The organism is Streptomyces omiyaensis (genome assembly GCF_014650895.1).
Taxonomy (GTDB): domain Bacteria; phylum Actinomycetota; class Actinomycetes; order Streptomycetales; family Streptomycetaceae; genus Streptomyces; species Streptomyces omiyaensis.
Window position 1 is genome coordinate 28,047 of sequence record NZ_BMVV01000039.1, and the last position, 19,504, is coordinate 47,550.

Consider the following 19,504-nt stretch of genomic DNA (forward strand, 5'->3'; position numbering starts at 1 on the left):
GCCCGGCTGTCCGCAGCCCGGCAGGGCCGACCCGCGGACGGGCCCGCTCGGGGTGCGGGCGGGCTGTCAGGCCGTGCCGCGGCCGCCGGGCGGAGCGGAGGCGGCCGCCGGGTCCTCCGGCGGGGGCGCCGTGCTGTTCCTTACGACGAGGCTGGTGGCGAGCTCCAGGCGGGTGACGGAGGGTTCTCCGGCACGCAGGCGCAGCAGCATCTGTACCGCCTCCTCGCCCATCTGCCGCAGCGGCTGGTGGACGGTGGTGAGCGCGGGGCTGGACCAGCGCGCGGGCATCACGTCGTCGTACCCGACGACGGACAGGTCCTCGGGCACGCGCAGACCGCGGATCCTGGCCGCCTCCAGGACGCCGAGCGCCTGGAGGTCGCTCCCCGCGAAGATCGCGGTGGGGCGGTCCGGAAGCCCCAGCAGGTCCAGGCCGTGCGCCTGCCCGCCCTCGACGTGGAAGTCGCCGAAACGGATCAGGGCGGGGTCGACGTCGATGCCGGCCATCCCGAGGGTCGAGCGGTAGCCGTCGAGGCGCGCGAGGGAGCACAGGACGTCCTCGGGGCCGGTGATGATGCCGATGCGGCGGTGCCCCAGGTCGATGAGGTGGCGGGTGGCGGCGACCCCGCCGGACCAGTTGGCCGAGCCCACCGAGGGGACGTCGGGTTCCGGGTCGCCGGCGGGGTCGACGATCACGAAGGGAATGGAGCGGGAGCCCAGCTGCTGCTTGACCTCGGCGGGAAGCGAGGAGAAGACGAGCACGACCCCGATCGGGCGCCGCTGCAGCACGCCCTCGATCCAGTCGGCCGCCGGAGCGTGCCGGGTGCCGCTCTCCGTGAGGACCACGCTGGCCTGGTGGGCCTTGGCGAGGTTCTCGACGCCCCGGATCAGTTCCATCGACCACACGCTGTCGAGCTCGTGGAAGACGATCTCGATCAGGGGCGCCTCGCCCGCCGCGCGGGTGGTCCTGCGGTAGGAGTGCGCCTCCAGCAGCGATTCCACCTTGCTCCGGGTGCGGGGCGAGACGTCCTGCCGCCCGTTGAGGACTTTCGAAACTGTCGAAAGCGACACCCCCGCCTTCCGGGCCACCTCGGCGAGGGTGATCCGCCGGTTCTCCTCGTCATCGCGCATCCGAGCAGCATAAAGCACACCCCTCGGGGCCTTCGGGCACGCGTTCTCGTAGGGCGGTCACAGGGGTTGACCGGTTCGACGCCCTCAGCCTAGCGTCCCGCCCATGAAGTTTCGGAAACTCTGCCGAAACTCTTTCGAAAGGTGTGGCGCGCGATGAAGAGGCACGCACGGCTCCTGAGAACCGCTGTCGTCGGCGGAGCGTCGCTGGCGATGACCCTGTCCCTGGCCGCCTGCGGCGGCTCCGCCGACGGCGACTCGGGCACGATCCACGTCCTGGTCTACGGCGACGCGACGAACAAGGTGGAGAAGCAGCTCGTCGACACCTTCAACAAGACCTCGAAGGTCAAAGCGGTCCTCGACACCGTCCCGGGCGCCGACTACCAGGCCAAGCTGCAGACGATCATCAGCGGCAAGCAGGCCCCCGACGTGTTCTTCAACTGGGGCGGCGGCAGCATCGAGCCCTACGTCGACGCCGGCCTGCTGAAGCCCCTCGACGACTTCATCGCCGAGGACCCCGGCCTGAAGGCCAACTTCCTGCCGTCGGTCTTCGACACCGCGGTCGTCGACGGCAAGCCCTACGGCGTGCCCATGCGCGGCACCCAGCCCGTCCTGCTCTTCAGCAACAAGAAGGTCCTCCAGGACGCCGGCGTCACCACGCCCCGCACCTGGGACGAGCTCCTGGCCACCGTCGGGACCCTGAAGGCCAAGGGCATCACCCCCATCGCCCTGGGCGGCGGCGACAAGTGGCCCACCCAGATGTGGTTCCAGTACGTCTACGACCGCGTGGCCGGCCCCGAGCTCTTCGAGAAGGCCGTCAAGGGCGACAAGGAGGTCTGGGCGAGCGCCGACAGCAGGAAGGCCCTCGGCATGCTCGAGGAGCTGATCGACACCGGCGCCTTCGGCACCAACTACGACTCGGTCAAGTTCACCGACGGCGGCTCGCCCGCCCTCCTGGCCACCGGCAAGGCCGCCTTCGAGCTCATGGGTTCCTGGGAGTACTCCACCCTCCAGGACGCCTACCCCGACTTCGTGAAGAACGACCTCGGCTACGGCACCTTCCCGACCGTCGAGGGCGGCAAGGGCGACGCCCGCAACGTCGCCGGCAACACCAACAACTTCTACTCGGTCCTCAGGACCACCGAGCACCCCGAGGCCGTCGCCGAGTTCCTGAAGCTCATGTACTCCGACGAGTTCGTCGAGGCCCAGCTCGCGGTCGGCAACCTGCCCACCACCACCAACACCCCGGAGTTCCTCGACCGGGCCGCCAACCCGGAGTACTCGAAGTACCAGTACGACCTGGTGAAGGAGGCCCCCGCCTTCCAGCTCTCCTGGGACCAGGCCTTCCCGCCGGCCGCCACCACCACGCTCCACCAGGCGGTCCAGCAGTTCTTCAACGGACAGACGGACACCGACTCCTTCATCGCCGCCATGCAGAGCCTGCCCGCGGCCTGACCTCCGGAACGCCCGACATGACCACTGCCACAGCTTCCGCCGCGGACGGCGAGAAGACCCGGAACCGCAGGCGCCCCGCCCGTCCCGGCGCCGGGCCGGGCCGTCCGGGCTTCGCCTGGGCGGCACCCGCCGCCGTCTTCTTCGGCCTGTTCGCCCTCGTACCCCTCCTCCTGGTCGCCGTGCTCTCCTTCACCCGCTGGAACGGCCTCGGCTCACCCGAGTTCGCCGGACTGGAGAACTGGAGCGCCCTCCTCGACGACCCCGTCATGGTCAAGAGCCTCTGGCTCAGCCTCGTCCTCACCGTCCTCGGCGTCGCCGTCCAGACCCCGCTCAGCATCCTGCTCGGAGTCTGGGCCGCCGGCCACCAGCGCAACCGGGCGGTCCTCTCGGCGATCTACTTCGTCCCGCTCCTGCTCTCCATCACCGCGGTCTCCGTCCTGTGGCGGGCCGTCCTCGACCCCAACTTCGGCATCCCCGCACAGGCGAAGTGGCTCTTCGGCGACGGCAACCTCTTCGGCGTCCAGGCCGGCGCCCTCGGCGTCCTCGTCTTCGTCAGCACCTGGCAGTTCACCCCCCTGCACACCCTGCTCTACCAGGGCGCCGCACGCGCCGTCCCCCGGGTGCTCTACCAAGCGGCCCAGATCGACGGCGCCGGCCGGGTGCGGCAGTTCTTCCACATCACCCTGCCGCAGCTGCGCAACACCGTCGTCACCTCGACGATCCTCATGGTCGTCGGCGGCCTGACCACCTTCGACACCGTCCTGATCCTCACCCAGGGCGGCCCCGGCACCGACACCACGAACAGCGCCTACTACATGTACCAGAAGGCCTTCAAGAGCTTCGACTTCGGCACGGCCTCCGCCGTCGCCCTGCTGCTCGTCCTGGTCGCCGGCCTCGTCTCCCTGGTCATGGTCCGCCTCAGCGGATACGACAGGATGCGCAGCACCCTGGAGGGCGTGTGACCAGGAAACGCCCCAACTACCTCGCGGGCCTCGGCTCCCTGGTCTGGCTGTTCGTCGTCGGCCTGCCGCTGTACGTCATGCTGATCGCCACCTTCCGGACCCGGGCCGACTACGCGGCGAACGGCCCCCTCGGACTCCCCGACGACCTCACGCTCGACAACTACCTCAACGACCTCGACGACGGCTTCGCCCGGTACTTCCTCAACACCGCCATCGTCACCGTGTGCGTGGTCGGCATCGTCCTCCTGCTCGTCCCGCCCCTGGCCTACGCGATCGTCCGCAGCGACGGCAAGGCGACCGGAAGGGTCTTCCGCCTCTTCCTGCTGGGCCTGGCCATCCCCTCGCAGGCCGTCATCGTGCCGATGTTCTACCTGATCAACGAGGCCGGCCTCTACGACAACCTCATCGGCGTCATCCTCCCGACCGCCGCCTTCGCCATGCCCGTCTGCGTCCTGGTCCTCACCGGCGTCATGCGCGACATCACCTCCGAGCTCTACGAGGCGATGACCGTCGACGGCGCCTCCACCCGGCGGATCTTCCTCCAGCTGGTCCTGCCCCTGTCCAGGAGCGGACTGTCGACCGTCGTCGTCTTCTCCGCCCTCCAGGCCTGGAACGGCTTCCTGTTCCCCCTCGTGCTCACCCAGTCCTCGCAGAACAAGGTCATCACCATGGGCCTGTACGACTTCCAGACCGAACACGGCGTCGACATCCCCGGCCTGCTCGCCGCCGTCGTCCTGTCCGTGATCCCCATCCTGCTCGTCTATCTGTTCGCCCGTCGCGCCCTGGTCCAGGGCCTGATGGGAGTCGGAGGAAAGTGACCGCCCACATGGCCACGCCGCCTCACACCGCGCCCGCCCCCTGGCGCGACACCACGCTGGACCCCGAGACCCGCGTGGACGCCCTGATCCGCGCGATGACGCCCAGGGAGAAGATCGCCCAGCTCTACGGCGTCTGGGTCGGCGCCTCCGACGAGGGCGCCGAGGTCGCACCCCACCAGCACGACATGGAAGAGCCGGTCGCCCTCGACGCCCTGATCCCCGACGGACTCGGACAGCTGACCCGCCCCTTCGGCACGGTCCCCGTCGACCCCGCCCTCGGAGCCCTGTCCCTGATGCGCACGCAGCAGAGGATCGCCGCCGGCAACCGCTTCGGCATTCCCGCCGTCGCCCACGAGGAGTGCCTCGCCGGCTTCGCCGCCTGGGGCGCCACCGCCTACCCCGTCCCGCTGTCCTGGGGCGCCACCTTCGACCCGGACCTCATACGGGAGATGGCCGGAGCCATCGGCCGCGACATGCGCTCGGTCGGCGTCCACCAGGGCCTGGCCCCCGTCCTCGACGTCGTGCGCGACGCCCGCTGGGGGCGCGTCGAGGAGACCATCGGCGAAGACCCCTACCTCGTCGGCACCATCGCCACCGCCTACGTCCAGGGCCTGGAGGCCGCGGGCGTCGTCGCCACCCTCAAGCACTTCGCCGGCTACTCGGCCTCCCGCGCGGGCCGCAACCTCGCCCCCGTCGGCATGGGCCGCCGCGAGCTCGCCGACGTGATCCTGCCCCCCTTCGAGATGGCGATCCGCGAGAGCGGCGTCCAGTCGGTCATGCACGCCTACACCGACACCGACGGCATCCCCTCCGCCGCCGACGACGAACTCCTCACCGGTCTGCTCCGCGACACCTGGGGCTTCACCGGCACCGTCGTCGCCGACTACTTCGGCATCGCCTTCCTCAAGACCCTGCACGGCGTCGCCGCGACCTTCGGCGAGGCCGCCCGCACCGCCCTCGCCGCCGGCGTCGACGTCGAACTGCCCACCGTCAAGACCTTCGGCGCCCCCCTCGCCGAAGCCGTCGAACGCGGTCAGGTCCCCGAAACCCTCGTCGACCGCGCCCTGCGCCGGGTCCTCCTCCAGAAGGCCCGCCTCGGCCTGCTCGACCCCGACTGGAGCCCCGTACCACCGGTCCTGGAGCACGCCGACACCACCGACCCGGAACTCCTGCGCGGCACCGTCGACCTCGACCCCGCCTCCAACCGCGCCCTCGCACGCCGGGTCGCCGAACGGGCCGTCGTCCTCCTCCGCAACGACGGCACCCTGCCGCTCGACCCCGCCACCCCCCTGCGCATCGCGCTGATCGGCCCCACCGCCGAAGCCCCCACGGCCGTCCTCGGCTGCTACTCCTTCCCCGTCCACGTCGGAGCACAGCACCCCGACGTCCCCCTCGGCATCGACCTGCCGACCCTCCACGACGCACTCCGAGCGGAGTTCCCCGCCGCCGACATCGCCGTCGCACAGGGCACGGGCATCGACGACGGGGCGACCGAAGGCCTCCCCGGAGCCGTCGCCCTCGCCCGCGACGCCGACCTCGTCATCGCCGCACTCGGCGACCGCGCCGGCCTCTTCGGCCGCGGCACCAGCGGAGAAGGCTGCGACGCCGAGTCCCTCAGCCTCCCCGGAGCCCAGCAGCAGCTCCTCGACGCCCTCCTCGACACCCGCACCCCCGTGATCGCCACCCTGCTGGCCGGACGCCCCTACGCCCTGGGCCGCGCCACCGACGAGGCGACCGCCGTCATCCAGTCCTTCTTCCCCGGCGAATCCGGAACCGCCGCCATCGCCTCCGTCCTCAGCGGCCGCACTGACCCCAGCGGCCGGCTGCCCGTCACCGTGCCCCGCCACCCCGGAGCCCAGCCCTCCACCTACCTCGCCGCCCGCCTCGGCCACGCCAGCGAGGTCTCCAGCATCGACCCCACCCCCGCCTTCGGCTTCGGCCACGGCCTCACCTACACCACCTTCACCTGGTCCGACCTCACCGTCGCAGCCGCCGAAGCCCCCACGGACGGCACGATCCGCCTCGCCTTCACCGTCGAGAACACCGGGCCCCGCAGCGGCACCGAACTCGTCCAGCTCTACCTCCACGACCCGGTCGCCTCCGTCGTCCAGCCCGTGCAGAGGCTCATCGGCTACACGCGGCTCGACCTGGCCGCCGGAGAGAAGAAGCTCCTCGCCGTGGAGGTCCCCGCCGATCTCGCCTCCTTCACCGGCCGCGACGGCAGGCGCACGGTCGAACCAGGAGAGCTGGAGCTCCGGCTCTCCACCTCCAGCACCACCCCCACCCTCACCGCCCGCGTCACCCTCACCGGTCCCGCGCGCCACGTCGACCACCACCGCCACCTGCACGCCTCCTTCCGGATCACCCCGCACACCGCCCGCTGACCCCACGGCTCCGGCCGGCCCTCCCCGCCGGCCGGAGCCCCTCCGCCACCGGCGAAGAAGCCGCCATGACCGGCGCCCGGCGGATCCTCCGGCGGACGGGTCGTCTCCGCCGACGCCGCGCACGGAGCCTGCACCGCATCCGGCCGTGCGCCCCTCCCGGCGCTCTTCGGAGGCGATGCGGGCGACGAGGACGGGCGACGCGCCGCGGAGCGCGACTCCGACGGTTGGGGGACGGCGGCCGGGGCAGGCGCCGGGCGAAGCGTTCTGCCCGATTCGCCGGAGGTGTCGCCACTGTGTCCGCGCAGAGCCGGGCCGCAGGCCCCAGCCCCTACGTACGAGCGGCCGACTACGTCGCGGCGGCCCTGATCTTCCTGCGGGACAACGTGCTGCTCGCCGAAGCCCTGCGGCCCGAGCACGTCAAACCCAGGCTCCTGGGCCACTGGGGCTCCTGCCCCGGCATCACGCTCGTCCACGCGGCCCTCAACGCCCTGGTCCGCGAGCGGGGCGCCGATGTCCTGCTGGTGACCGGCCCCGGCCACGGCGCACCGGCCATCCACGCCAACCTGTGGCTGGAGGGCACCCACGAACGCCACGACCCCGCGCTCGCGAGGACCGGGGCGGGACTGCGGGAGCTGGCGCGCCGCTACTGCGCCCCCGACGGGTTCCCCAGCCATCTCTCTCCCGCCGTGCCCGGCACCCTGCACGAAGGCGGAGAGCTCGGCTACGCCCTCGCGACGGCGGTGGGAGCGGCGCTGGACGCCCCGGACCGGGTCGTGGCGTGCGTGGTGGGCGACGGCGAGGCGGAGACGGGGCCGACGGCCGCTGCCTGGCACTCCACGAAGTTCCTCGACCCGGTGACCTGCGGAGCGGTCCTGCCCGTGCTCCACCTGAACGGCTACAAGATCTCCTCACCGACGCTCTTCGCGACGATGACGGACGAGGAGCTCACGGCCCTGTTCCGCGGCCATGGCTGGGACCCCCGCATCGTGGACGAGACCGGGCCCGCACCCGGGGCCGCCCTCACGACGGCCGTGCTGGACGCCCACACCACCCTCCGGGAGCTCCAGCGCCGGGCCCGCGCCGGCGACCTCCCCGTGCGGCCCGCCTGGCCGATGATCGTGCTGCGCACCCTCAAGGGGGCCGGTGCGCCGGCCGAGGTCGAGGGCACGCCGATCGAGGGCACCTTCCACTCCCACCAGGTCCCCCTCCCCGACGCACGCGAGGACCCGGAGCAGCTGAAGGCCCTGGAGTCCTGGCTCCGCTCGTACCGCCCCGAGGAACTGTTCGACGAGGAGGGGCGCCCGGCGCCCGAGGTGCTCGCCGCCCTGCCGGAGCCGGACGCCCTGATCGGCGCCCAGGCCGCCGCGAACGGAGGACGGCTCCGCCGCCCCCTCCCGCTCCCGCCCCTCGCCCCGTACGCCCTCGCGCTCCCCGACGGGCCCGGGTCGGCCACGGCCGGCCCCACCCGGGTGCTCGGCGACTGGCTGACCGAGCTGATGGAAGCGACCGCCGAGCGCCGTGACTTCCGCATCGTCTCCCCGGACGAGCTCGCCTCCAACAAGCTCGACGCGGTCCTGGAGGCCACCGGCCGCGCGTACGTGTGGCCGGTCGAGGAGTACGCCGAGGACCTGGACCGGGGCGGCCGCGTGATGGAGACCCTCTCCGAGCACAACTGTCAAGGCTGGCTCCAGGGGTACCTGCTCTCCGGCCGCCACGGACTCTTCCCCACCTACGAGGCCTTCGCCTCGATTGTCGACAGCATGGCCAACCAGTACGCGAAGTGGCTGAAGATGTCCCGGGAGGTCCCCTGGCGCGCCCCGGTCAGCAGCCTCACCTACCTCCTCACCAGCGAGGGATGGCGCCAGGAGCACAACGGCTACAGCCACCAGGGCCCCGGCTTCATCAGCAACCTCCTCGACCGCAACTCCACCGTCACCGGCGTCTACCTGCCGCCCGACGCCAACACCCTGCTCGTCACGATGGAACGGCTCCTCGACGAGACCGGGAAGATCAACGCCGTCGTCGCCGGAAAGCACGACGCCGCCCAATGGCTCGACCTCGACGCCGCCCGCGCGCACTGCCGGGCCGGGGCCTCCTCGTGGACCTGGGCCGGCACCGCGGGCGACGGGCCCGCCGAGGCCGTCCTGGCCTGCGCCGGAGGCATCCCCACCGTCGAGTCGCTGGCCGCCGCCGACCTGCTGCGCCGCGACCTGCCCGACGCCCGCATCCGCTTCGTCAACATCGTCGACCTGTGCGCCCTGGCCCCGCCGGACCGCCACCCCCACGGCATGTCACCGGAGCGGTTCCACGACCTGTTCGGCGAGGACACCCCCGTCGTGCTCGACTTCCACGGCTACCCCTCCGCCGTGCACCAGCTCCTGCACGGCCGCCCCCGCCCCGACCGCTTCCACGTCCGCGGGTACGTCGAGGAGGGCACGACCACCACCCCGTACGACCTCCTCGCCCTCAACGGGACCACCCGCCACGACCTCGCCCGCACGCTCCTGCGCCACCTGGACCGGCCCTCCGGCCGGACCCGTCGGCTCGCCGACCGGTACGCACACCACCGTGACGAACTCCGCCGCGAACTGCGCCGCACCGGCGAGGATCCCGCCGAGATCACCGCATGGCGGTGGCCGGGATGACCGGCACCGTGCTCGCGGCCGGCACCGGCTCCTCCGGGCCCCCACCCCGCCGGCCCCTCGGGGACGCAACCGAAGGCCCGCCGAGAGCACCGGAAGAAACACCCTCGAAACCTGCAGGACGGGGGGTAGGCCCCGGTTGCGTGCCTCGGGAGTCCGTCACGCGTGGCCGGTGTAGGCGATGCTGCATTCCTCGTAGTCGCCCTTGACCGCGCAGAGCTGTATCGAGACGGTCGTGCCCTCCTCCAGGTCTCCGGTGGTCCAGGGGCTGTAGTAGACGGCCGAGTGGCCGCGGGTGGTGGCCTTGCGGCCCGTGACGGGGGTGATCATGTAGGCCTCCATGCCCCATCCCTCGGAAAGCCTGTCGACCACCTGGAACGCGTCGCCGGGGATGCCGCAGCAGCCGGGGTCCGCGTTCCACACCATGGCGCCCGCGTAGGTGCCGTTGTAGTAGGCGGCGATGGAGAAGCTCCCGTCGGAGGACACGGAGGACTTCTCGAAGGTGAACGAGGCGGCCGCCGCGTCGCCGGCCCCGACGGTGAGGGACGCGCCGGCGAGAAGCGCGCCGACTGCCGAGAGGGTGACGGCCCGGCTCTTCAGCGGATTGTTCATCGAGTTCTCTCCTGAACGGGGTCGGGACGAAAACGGTCAGGATCATGGACCAGTCGCCGGGCCGGGTCAACGGTCCGCGAACGATGCGGCCCACCCGTCGTATACGGATCGTCATGCGCCCTCGTCGTGTCGAGCGGAGGTCGGCACGACGGGGCCGAGAGCGGGGCCGGTCCCGCCGGAACGCTTCCGCTCCCGTGGGGACCGGTGCCTCCCGGGCTCGGCTTCGTGGCCGGGGCGGTCCCGGCCGCCGGCCCGTGGTTCCGGGACCGCCTCGCACGCGTGGCCGCATGATCGATTAATCGGCGCGCGGACGGGGTAGGACGGGCACCGGACGTCTTCCCGCAAGGGGGAGGCTTCCTTTTTCTCGCCCGGCCGGAAGGCCGGCCTGAACAGAAGGACTCGCAGTATGGCCAGCGGTACCGTGAAGTGGTTCAACGCCGAGAAGGGCTTCGGCTTCATCCAGCAGGACGGCGGTGGACCGGACGTCTTCGCGCACTACTCGAACATCTCCGGCAACGGCTACCGGGAGCTGGTCGAGGGCGAGGCGGTCACTTTCGACGTGACGCAGGGCCAGAAGGGTCCCCAGGCCGAGAACATCGTCCGCGGCTGACCTGCCGCTCCTCACGGACGTGCGTACCGTCCCGCGTCGGCCACTGTGTAGAGTGGTGTCACCGACGCGGGGTGGAGCAGCTCGGTAGCTCGCTGGGCTCATAACCCAGAGGTCGCAGGTTCAAATCCTGTCCCCGCTACGAAAGACAGGGGCCCGGCAGCAGCCGGGCCCCTGTCGCGTGACGCCGTCGTGAGCGGCACGAGCGCGTGACGGGGCTCGACGCCATCCGGCGGCCGCACGGACCGCGCCCGGCGGCGCCGGCCGGCCGACGGCCGACACGGTTCGCGCTGGTCCGGTTCGCCTAGGACGGGGACCGGTGCGCGGACCGCCCCGTGGTACGGGACTTCGGGGGCGTCCAGGCGGAGCTCCGCCACCGGAAGCTCGACGAACTCCCCATCGGCTGGAACGCCATCGACACCACGGCGGCCATCACCGGCCGGGAGTGGGCCGAATCCACGCCGGGGCGGTCCTCCGCCGACGAGCGCCCCGCCCTATCCGTCCTGCGTCCGCTGCCGGCGGCACGACGGCACGCAGGTTCCGACGGCACGCGCCGAAGGGTGCCCCGTCCTGCACACCGCCACCGCGACGGTCTCCGGCAGGCGCTGAGCGCGATCGCCGGGACGGGGCGGCCACGTCCTCGAACGACGCCACTCGCCGGTGCCTCACCCGTCCGCGGCGGTATCGGCGGGCCCGATCACGCCTGCGTTCTTCCTCGCCCATTCGCTCCGCAGGGTCGTGTACTCCTCGACGCCGAGGTCCTGACAGGCCCTGGGCCTCTGGGTGTTCGTCGAGGTTCCGTCGATCGCCAGCCGGCAGGTTTCGCGCCTCTTCGCCTCGGAGTCGCCGCACGCGGTGAGCCCCACGAGCAGCGTGAGCAGGACGACGGTGGTGCGGAGCATCGTGGTTCCCCCCATGGTGGGACAGCGGCAGTCATGGGACGTGGCCGCAGGAGTACGGGTTCCAGGACGAGTGCCGGATCGCTCGCCCTCTCGCTTCCTCTTGTCTCGAATAGGGGGTCATGAGTCAGGACAGAACGGGCAGGCGGGGTGTTGAGGGGAAGAGCTCCCCGGCTCCCGAGGACGGCCCGTGCGGCCGGCGAAGAGGAAGGAAGCTTTCGTGTCGAAGGTCGAAGAGTCCATCGAGGTCGATGTCCCCGTGCGCACCGCCTACAACCAGTGGACGCAGTTCGAGTCGTTCCCCCACTTCATGGACGGGGTGGAGCGGATCGAACAGCGCACGGACACCCGCACCCACTGGGTGACCAGGTTCGGGGGAGTGGAGCGTGAGTTCGACGCGGAGATCACCGAGCAGATCCCCGACGAGCGCGTCGCGTGGACCACGGTCGGCGGCGAGGTGAGGCAGGCCGGTGTGGTGACCTTCCATCACCTCGCCGAGGGCAGGTCCAAGGTGATGCTGCAGATGGACTACGACCCGGAGGGGTTCGCGGAGAACATCGGCGACAAGCTCGGCTTCGTCAAGCTTCAGGTCACCGGTGACCTGAAGCGCTTCAAGACCTACATCGAGGACCGCGGCCGCGAGACCGGCTCCTGGCGCGGCGAGGTCTGACCCGCGGCACCCGCGCGGCCGGCCGGGGTCCGGTGCCTCTCGCCTCTGGGCACCGGGCCCCGGCTCGCGTCGTCCGGAGCGGACGCCCCGTTTCCCCGCGGCGCCGGTGCGGTCGCGGGCGGGGGGAGCGTACGGCTGTTCAGGGGGCCAGGGCGTCGGCGAGTACGGGACGGCAGTCGATGACGGCGTCCAGGCCGACGATGGTGAGGATGCGCTGTACGGCGGGGGAGGGCGCGGCCAGGCGGAGCCATCCGCCGGCCCGGGTCAGTTCGTGGTGGGCGTGGATGAGGATGTTGATGCCGCTCGAGTCCATGAAGGTGACCTGGCTCAGGTCGGCCACGACCCTCGGCCGCGGGCCGGTGGAGCGCAGGGCACCCCGGAGCGTGTCTCCGGTGGCGTGGTCGATCTCTCCGGTCAGGTGCACGAGGTGGACGCCCCCGGGTGCGGAGGCGGTGGTGAAGACCAGCTGTCCGGACCCGGGGTGCGGGAAGTCGGTGTTCTCTGCCGCAGCCATGCGGGAATCCTGGCACACTCTTCGGGCGATCCACAGCCCGCCCGGTACCTGGTATCGGCGCTCTCGCGGAGTGCTGTGTCTCACATGAAGGACCGGGCATCGGACCCCGGTGCGGGGGTAGTCGGCCTTCGGCAGAAAGCGGGTGTACGGACGGTCATGCACGAACCAGGAACAGCAACGCGCGAGGCCTTCACGGCGCCCGTCACGCACATGTCGGCGCCCCTGGACGGAACCGGCGCCTGCATCGCCCACGCCCGCCGCCTCGCCGCCGGCTTCCTCGCCGACGTGCACGCCGCCGGGGTCCGCTCCGTGGCGCCGTCGGCGGTCGACCTGGTGCAGCTGGTCCTCAGCGAGCTGGTCACCAACGCCGTCAAGTACGCCCCCGGCCCCATCGTGATGGAGCTGCGGATCGTCGGCGAGCAGGTGGAGGTGGTGGTGCGGGACTGCGACCCCGTCCTGCCGGCCGCCCGGGCCGCCGAGGCGGGGCGGGTCGGCGGGCACGGGCTGGAGATCGTCGTGAGGATCGCCGACAGCTTCGAAGCGCGCCGTGAGCCCGTGGGCAAGCGCATCACCGCGCGCTTGTCCCTCGGCGGCACCGCATAGCCGGGGCCGCGCAGCCGGGCCGGCGAACAGCCGGGGCCGCCGCGGGGAGGGCCCTTCCGCGGCTCCGCTGCGCGTCGGATGCCGGGCGGGCCCGCCCCGAGCGGGCGAGCCGGCCCGGAGCCGGGGCGTGCTGTCCTCCCCGGCGCGGTGGCAGGCCCGGCGTCACGGGGCCGTGGGGTGCGTGTCCTCGGCGAGCAGGCCGGTTCTGAGATCGTCGAGGACGCGGGTGAGGATGCGGGAGACGTGCATCTGCGAAAGGCCGACGCGGCGGCCGATCTCGGCCTGGGTGAGGTCGTGGACGAAGCGGAGGGAGAGGATCTCGCGGTCGCGGTCGTCGAGGCGGGCGATGAGCGGCTGGAGCGAGACGAGGTCGTCGATGAGGCCGTAGGCGGGTTCGGCGACGGCGGTGGCACGCCCCGCGGCCCTGGCGGGAGGGTCGTCGGCGTCCTCGCCGGTGAGGGGGGCGTCGAGGGAATCGGCGGCGTAGGCGTGGTGGGCGAGTTCGGCCTGGACGATGTCGGCCTCGCTCACGCGGAGTCGTCCGGCGAGTTCCGTACGGGTGGGGCGGCGCCCCGTCCGCTGTTCGAGTTCCTCCTGGGCCCTGGCGAGCTCGATCCGCAGTTCCTGCAGCCGGCGCGGGACGTGGACGCTCCAGGAGGTGTCGCGGAAGAAGCGCTTGATCTCCCCGACGACCGTGGGGATGGCGAAGGAGCTGAAGTCGACGCCGCGCGAGGGGTCGAAACGGTTGATCGCCTTGATCAGCCCGATCGTACCGACCTGGACGATCTCCTCCCGGGGCTCGGGACGGCCGCGGAACCGGCGGGCGGCGAACTTCACCAGGCTGAGGTTGAGCTCGACCAGCGTATTGCGGACGTAGGAGTACTCCGCGGTCCCCTCCTCCAGCTCGCGGAGCCGTCCGAACAGCGCGACGGACAGATCGCGGGCCTCGTCGGTGCTCGCCCGGGTCGGGCGCTCGATCTCGGGCAGCGGCCCGAGCGCCCTGCGGCGCACAGCCGCGCCGGGCGGGGGACCGGCTGCGGCGGGCCCCGGTCCGGCGGTGGTTCGACGGGTGTTCATGGCGCTCCTTTCCGCGGTCGAGCGCGTGGTTCAGCGGGCGGAGGTGACGCGGAGGAGTCCTCCGGGGTCCGGTCGGGAGGTGAGGCCGGCGGACTGGAAGACGCTCGTCAAGGCGGTCTCCAGAGCGGCACGGAACCCGTGGATTCCCGCGATGGCATGGATGTCGGGATCGGCCGCGTGGGCGTCGATGAGGGGCCGGACCAGGGGATCCGCCGTCCAGGCGAGGACGACGGCCGGGCCGTCGCTGGTCGCGGTCAGACCGCTGTCGGCGCCGTATCCGGCATCGGCGAGCAGGAGTTCGACCTGATGCAGGAGGTCGCGGTTCATGACGTCCTCCCGGGGACGCGTCCGTGTGTCCGAGAAGGGGGCCGGTTCCGGTCAGGCGGTACGGGCGGGAGACCTGGGCTCGCGGGGGGAACCGCCCTCCGGACGCCCCGCGGGCGGGCCGCGGCACCGGCCCGCAGGAGCGCGTCGAGGCCGGTGGAGTCGCAGAAGGACGCCCCGGACGTGTCCACCACGAGGGCAGCGCCCGCCGTACGGAGGGACGGGGCGCGCGCCGAGACGGTCTCCGGGCGCTCCACGTCGTCCCCGTCGGTCCCGCCCCCCAGGCGGACGGTCCCGTCCGCGTCGATCACCACGTGCGTCCCTCCCGGCTCCGAAGGCGGAAGCGGGGGGCGAGAATTTCGCGATGCGGGCGTGGGGGCCATGCCTGCTCCTGAGACGGAAGGCTTCGATCCGATTTTCCGTCCGTCCGGCATATGCGTCAACAGTTACATGTAATCCATTTCGTATTAAAAATTCAGAGTACGGGTAGAAGGGGAAGCATGGGACGAAGTGTCGACCGGTCGGGCTGGACCTTCCTCACCAGCCACGCCCGGGTCCTGCTCGCGATCGCAGCCGACCCCGGGATCCGTCTGAGGGACGTGGCGGCACGCTGCGACGTCACCGAACGGACCGTCCAGGGCATCGTCGCCGACCTCGAACAGGCCAAGTACCTCACCCGGCAACGCGCCCGCGACGGCCGCCGCAACCAGTACCGCGTCGACACCACCGCCCCCTTCCGCCACCCCGCCGAAGAGGGCCACGAGATCGCCGAACTCATCACCCTCTTCACCCCCCTCCCCGCGCCCCCGCCGGCCGACCAGCCGCACCGCCTCGGACGCGCCGCCCGCGACGGCTCCGGCCCGACACCGGAGCCGAGGCGCCAGAGCCCCTCCGCCTCCGCCTCGACGCCCCACGCACGGCCCTGACCTGCGGAGTGTGCGTTCCGGCCGGTGGAGGAGGATGGTGGGGGTACCGGACCGATCCGGGTCATCGCCGGCGCACCCACCTTCCCGCCGGCGGCGATGTCGTCTCGAGACCGGGCCTCGACGCCCGGAATCCCGCGGAGGCCAGCGGGAGCACTCTCCCGGAGGGCTCCCGTTCACGGATCGAGGTGCATCCCGTGACCCCCGACCGACCCCTGCGCGACAACCCCCTGAGCGACGCGTCCCGCGTCCGTCTCCAGCTCGCCGTCGGCACCCTGGCCTGGCGCCCGTCCTGCGGCGACGCCCTGGTCCGCTACGCGCCCTCCGGCAGCCCCGCCACGGCGGTGCTGCTGCTGAGCGGCGCGTTCGACGCCGAGACCGTCTCCTGCCTGCGCGAGGCCCTCGACACGGTCCGCACCCCGCAGATCGAACTGGTCCTGCTGGACATGACCGGCGTGACCTTCGGCGACTCGGCCCTCGTCCACGAGCTGACCGACACCCAGGGCCGCCCCCAGCGGCACGTCCTCCTCGGACCCCTCACCCGCCAGGTCGCCCGTCTGCTCGACCTCACCGACACCCGCCACGCCCTCGACATCGCCCTCGACGCCGCCTGAGAGGCGAACGGCCCGGGGGCGGGGCCGCACTGGCCCGGGAAGGCCGCCGCACGGCCCCGGAGGGGCTTCGCACCTCCACCGGCGCCTCGGCGGTGTTCGCCCGCCGTTCGAGGCACGGCGGGCCCCGGACGGCCCCGCCGACGTCACGCGCCGCGCACCGAATCCTGCCGGATGTCCGTTTTCGTGATCGGTCCTGGGGCAGGCGCGCGCCATGGACCAGTCGAAAGCACCCGTTCTCGATGCACTGGCGGACTACCACGAGAAGGGCCAGACCCCGTTCACGCCACCAGGACACAAACAGGGAAGGGGGGCCGACCCCAGGGTGCGGGCCGTGCTGGGCGACGCGGTCTTCCGGGCCGATGTCCTCGCCACCAGCGGGCTGGACGACCGCACCTCCTCCCGCGCCGTGGTGGAGGAGGCCCAGGCGTTGATGGCCGAGGCCGTGGGGGCGGAGCACGCCTTCTTCTCCACCTGCGGAAGCTCCCTCTCGGTGAAGTCGGCGATGCTGTCCGTCGCGGGACCGCACGAGAAGCTGCTGGTCGGCCGGGACGCCCACAAGTCCGTGGTGTCGGGCCTGATCCTCTCGGGGATCGAGCCCGCCTGGGTGGACCCCCGATGGGACGCCGGGCGCCACCTGGCCCACCCGCCGGCGGCCGAGGCGTTCGAGGCGGCGTTCGCCGAGCACCCCGACGCCCGGGGCGCGCTGGTGACGACGCCCACGCCCTACGGCACCTGCTCGGACCTGGCCGCGATCGCCGAGGTCTGCCACCGGCGGGGCCTGCCCCTCATCGTCGACGAGGCGTGGGGCGCCCACCTGCCGTTCCACCCCGAGCTCCCCACCTGGGCCATGGACGCCGGGGCGGACACGTGTGCGTCACGTCCGTCCACAAGATGGGATCCGGCCTGGAGCAGAGCTCGGTGTTCCACCTCCAGGGCGATCTGGTCCGCCCCGAGGTGCTCAGGAGCCGCGAGGACCTCCTGGGCACCACCAGCCCCAACGTGCTCGTCTACGCCGCCCTGGACGGCTGGCGCCGCCAGATGACCGAACACGGCGAGGCCCTGTACGACCACGCGCTGGCCCTCGCCCGTGAGACCCGCGCCCGCCTCTCCGGGATCGACGGCGTCCACGTCCACGACCGTGACGACTTCTGCGGGCCGGGCGGGGCAGCGGACATGGACCCCCTCCAGATCGTCATCGACATCAGCGCGTGGGAGATCACCGGCTACCAGGCCGCCGACTGGCTGCGTGCGCACCACCGGATCAACCTCCACATCGCCGACCACCGCCGCATCAGCGCCCAGCTCACCCACGCCGACGACGCCGACACGGTGGAAGCGCTCGTGGAAGGCCTGACGGACCTGTCCGCGCACCGGACGGAGCTGCGCCCGGGCCGGCCCGTCGAGATCCCGCCGCCGTCGACGCTGCGGCTGGACCAGGTGATGCTTCCCCGGGACGCCTTCTTCGGCCGTACGGAACAGGTGCCCTGGGAGAAGGCGGACGGCCGGATCGCCGCCGAGATGCTGACGCCCTACCCGCCGGGCATTCCGGCGGTGGTGCCGGGGGAGCGCCTGAACGACGGCGTTCTGCGCTACCTGCGGAGCGGGGTGGAGGCGGGCATGGTCGTGCCGGACGCCGTGGACACCCAGGTCACGAGCGTCCGGGTGGTGCGCGACACGTGACCCCGCGGACCCGGCCGGACGACGACGGACCGCGACACGCGGCCGACGGGCGTGCGACCGGCCGGCGCGCGGGGCGGCAGTCCGCCCGGCCGGGGAACGACGACACGCCCGCGAACGAGAGCAGACGACACGGCACGTCCGATGAGGAGGCGTCATGAGAGCACTCACCTGGCAGGGCAAGAGGGACGTACGCGTGGACACCGTGCCCGATCCGGTGATCCGCGACGACGACGACGTGATCGTCAGGATCACGACGACCGGCCTGTGCGGCTCCGACCTGCACCTCTACGAGGTCCTCGGAGCGTTCCTCGCTCCCGGCGACATCCTGGGCCACGAGCCCATGGGGGTGGTCGAGGAAGTGGGTCCGGCGGTCACCGCCCTGAGGCCGGGGGACCGGGTGGTCGTCCCGTTCAACATCTCCTGCGGGTCGTGCTTCATGTGCGGCCAGGGGCTGCACTCCCAGTGCGAGACGACTCAGGTACGAGAACACGGCACGGGAGCCTCGCTCTTCGGGTACACCAAGCTCTACGGCCAGGTACCCGGAGGGCAGGCCGAGTACCTGCGCGTGCCGTTCGGCGACTCCCTGCCGATCCCCGTTCCGGACGGGCCGCCCGACGAACGCTTCGTCTACCTCTCCGACGTCCTGCCCACGGCCTGGCAGGCGGTCGCGTACGCGGCCGTCCCTCCGGGCGGCAGCATCGCGGTCCTCGGGCTCGGGCCCATCGGCGACATGAGCTGCCGCATCGCCGCCCACCGCGGCGCCGAGACGGTCATCGGCATCGACCTCGTCCCCGAGCGGCTGGAAAGGGCGCGCCGGCGCGGCTTCCACGCCCTGGACCTGAAGGAGTACGGCGGCGACCTGTCCGACGCCGTCCGGTCCCTCACCGGAGGACGCGGCCCGGACGCCGTCATCGACGCCGTGGGCATGGAGGCCCACGGCAGCCGCGTCGCCGCGGCCGCCCAGGGCCTGACCACCCTCCTCCCGGACGCGCTGGCCGCGGCCATGATGAAGCGCGCCGGGGTCGACCGGCTCGCGGCCCTCCACACCGCCATCGACCTCGTCCGCCGCGGCGGCACCGTCTCGGTGTCCGGGGTGTACGGCGGCGCGGCCGATCCGCTGCCCCTGCTGACCATGTTCGACAAGCAGCTGACGCTGCGCATGGGCCAGGCCAACGTGCTGCGCTGGGTCGACGACATCCTCCCCCTGCTCACCGAGGGGGACCCGCTGGGGGTCGACGACTTCGCCACCCACCGCCTGCCGCTCGAACAGGCTCCCGACGCCTACGCCATGTTCCAGAAGAAGCGGGACGGGGCCGTCAAGGTCCTCTTCTCCCCCTGACACGGGGCCACGCCCGCCGTGGCCCCGGATCCCCGCGACCCAGGTGCACGGCTCGTGCGCGAGCCCGGCCCGTACCGGAAAAGAGGTAGTCGATGTCCAGCACGGCTCTGGCGGCGGGAACGTTTCCCGGCGGTCTGGTCGCCTTCCCGAGTGTCTACCGGCCGCAGGCGGACACGCGGCTGCTGGCGGCGGCCCTCGCGCGGGAGGAGGTCGGTTGCCTCACGGAGGTCCTGGAGATCGGTACCGGTACCGGTGC

17 protein-coding genes, 1 tRNA gene and 1 pseudogene are annotated in these 19,504 nt (G+C 72.2%); 13 read left to right on the plus strand and 6 right to left on the minus strand.

Going from position 1 to position 19,504, the window contains the following annotated elements; translation table 11 throughout:
* Nucleotides 1–66 precede the first annotated feature (66 nt).
* Nucleotides 67–1,128, minus strand: a complete 1,062-nt coding sequence (locus tag IE287_RS35445) for a LacI family DNA-binding transcriptional regulator (RefSeq protein ID WP_189853524.1) — start codon at nt 1,126–1,128, stop codon at nt 67–69.
* 153 nt (nt 1,129–1,281) lie between these two features.
* Here IE287_RS35445 and IE287_RS35450 point away from each other — a divergent pair, with 153 nt between their 5' ends.
* The 5 genes from IE287_RS35450 (at nt 1,282) to IE287_RS35470 (ending at nt 9,389) form a co-directional block, all read left to right on the plus strand.
* Nucleotides 1,282–2,580: an ABC transporter substrate-binding protein gene (locus IE287_RS35450; RefSeq protein WP_189853525.1), complete on the plus strand. Its 1,299-nt coding sequence runs from the start codon at nt 1,282–1,284 to the stop codon at nt 2,578–2,580.
* Between the two features lie 17 nt (nt 2,581–2,597).
* Nucleotides 2,598–3,542 (plus strand): carbohydrate ABC transporter permease, encoded by a 945-nt coding sequence (locus IE287_RS35455; RefSeq protein ID WP_189853526.1) that lies wholly within the window; start codon nt 2,598–2,600, stop codon nt 3,540–3,542.
* On the plus strand, nt 3,539–4,360 hold the full coding sequence (locus IE287_RS35460) for a carbohydrate ABC transporter permease (protein ID WP_189853527.1): 822 nt from the start codon (nt 3,539–3,541) through the stop codon (nt 4,358–4,360). The genes IE287_RS35455 and IE287_RS35460 overlap by 4 nt, the downstream gene beginning before the upstream one ends.
* Nucleotides 4,361–4,368: 8 nt before the next feature.
* Nucleotides 4,369–6,744, plus strand: coding sequence for a beta-xylosidase/alpha-l-arabinosidase (locus IE287_RS35465; RefSeq protein WP_189853528.1), 2,376 nt, complete (start codon nt 4,369–4,371; stop codon nt 6,742–6,744).
* Between the two features lie 293 nt (nt 6,745–7,037).
* Complete coding sequence (locus IE287_RS35470) at nt 7,038–9,389, plus strand: phosphoketolase family protein (RefSeq protein ID WP_189853529.1); 2,352 nt, start codon at nt 7,038–7,040, stop codon at nt 9,387–9,389.
* Between the two features lie 156 nt (nt 9,390–9,545).
* On the opposite strand, the gene IE287_RS35475 is transcribed toward IE287_RS35470, so the two are convergent.
* Nucleotides 9,546–9,998: a hypothetical protein gene (locus tag IE287_RS35475; RefSeq protein WP_189853530.1), complete on the minus strand. Its 453-nt coding sequence runs from the start codon at nt 9,996–9,998 to the stop codon at nt 9,546–9,548.
* Nucleotides 9,999–10,404: 406 nt separating this feature from the next.
* Here IE287_RS35475 and IE287_RS35480 point away from each other — a divergent pair, with 406 nt between their 5' ends.
* Together IE287_RS35480 and IE287_RS35485 are read left to right on the plus strand one after the other, a co-directional pair.
* Nucleotides 10,405–10,608, plus strand: coding sequence for a cold-shock protein (locus IE287_RS35480; RefSeq protein ID WP_189853531.1), 204 nt, complete (start codon nt 10,405–10,407; stop codon nt 10,606–10,608).
* Between the two features lie 65 nt (nt 10,609–10,673).
* Nucleotides 10,674–10,747, plus strand: a tRNA-Met gene (locus tag IE287_RS35485).
* Between the two features lie 523 nt (nt 10,748–11,270).
* Here the strand turns inward: IE287_RS35485 and IE287_RS35490 are convergent.
* A complete protein-coding gene (locus tag IE287_RS35490) occupies nt 11,271–11,507 on the minus strand; it encodes a hypothetical protein (RefSeq protein ID WP_189853532.1) in 237 nt (78 codons plus the stop codon).
* Nucleotides 11,508–11,724: 217 nt separating this feature from the next.
* Between IE287_RS35490 and IE287_RS35495 the strand changes: the two genes are divergently transcribed.
* Complete coding sequence (locus IE287_RS35495) at nt 11,725–12,174, plus strand: SRPBCC family protein (RefSeq protein ID WP_189853533.1); 450 nt, start codon at nt 11,725–11,727, stop codon at nt 12,172–12,174.
* 139 nt (nt 12,175–12,313) lie between these two features.
* Here IE287_RS35495 and IE287_RS35500 read toward each other — a convergent pair whose 3' ends face one another.
* The gene (locus IE287_RS35500) at nt 12,314–12,688 is read right to left on the minus strand and encodes an STAS domain-containing protein (RefSeq protein ID WP_189853534.1); all 375 of its coding nucleotides are present in this window, start codon (nt 12,686–12,688) and stop codon (nt 12,314–12,316) included.
* Between the two features lie 156 nt (nt 12,689–12,844).
* Between IE287_RS35500 and IE287_RS35505 the strand changes: the two genes are divergently transcribed.
* On the plus strand, nt 12,845–13,291 hold the full coding sequence (locus IE287_RS35505) for an ATP-binding protein (protein ID WP_189853535.1): 447 nt from the start codon (nt 12,845–12,847) through the stop codon (nt 13,289–13,291).
* A gap of 162 nt (nt 13,292–13,453) precedes the next feature.
* Here the strand turns inward: IE287_RS35505 and IE287_RS35510 are convergent, their stop codons facing one another.
* Together IE287_RS35510 and IE287_RS35515 are read right to left on the minus strand one after the other, a co-directional pair.
* On the minus strand, nt 13,454–14,368 hold the full coding sequence (locus IE287_RS35510; protein ID WP_189853536.1) for a SigB/SigF/SigG family RNA polymerase sigma factor: 915 nt from the start codon (nt 14,366–14,368) through the stop codon (nt 13,454–13,456).
* A 30-nt stretch (nt 14,369–14,398) separates the two neighbouring features.
* Nucleotides 14,399–14,695, minus strand: a complete 297-nt coding sequence (locus IE287_RS35515) for a hypothetical protein (RefSeq protein ID WP_189853537.1) — start codon at nt 14,693–14,695, stop codon at nt 14,399–14,401.
* 497 nt (nt 14,696–15,192) lie between these two features.
* Here IE287_RS35515 and IE287_RS35520 point away from each other — a divergent pair, with 497 nt between their 5' ends.
* From IE287_RS35520 to IE287_RS35535, 4 genes and pseudogenes are all read left to right on the plus strand, one after another.
* Nucleotides 15,193–15,618: a MarR family transcriptional regulator gene (locus IE287_RS35520; RefSeq protein ID WP_189853538.1), complete on the plus strand. Its 426-nt coding sequence runs from the start codon at nt 15,193–15,195 to the stop codon at nt 15,616–15,618.
* 194 nt (nt 15,619–15,812) lie between these two features.
* Complete coding sequence (locus IE287_RS35525; RefSeq protein ID WP_189853539.1) at nt 15,813–16,229, plus strand: STAS domain-containing protein; 417 nt, start codon at nt 15,813–15,815, stop codon at nt 16,227–16,229.
* A gap of 211 nt (nt 16,230–16,440) precedes the next feature.
* A pseudogene (locus IE287_RS35530) lies at nt 16,441–17,909 on the plus strand (aminotransferase class I/II-fold pyridoxal phosphate-dependent enzyme).
* Between the two features lie 154 nt (nt 17,910–18,063).
* Complete coding sequence (locus tag IE287_RS35535; RefSeq protein ID WP_189853540.1) at nt 18,064–19,248, plus strand: zinc-dependent alcohol dehydrogenase; 1,185 nt, start codon at nt 18,064–18,066, stop codon at nt 19,246–19,248.
* The last annotated feature ends 256 nt before the right edge of the window (nt 19,249–19,504 follow it).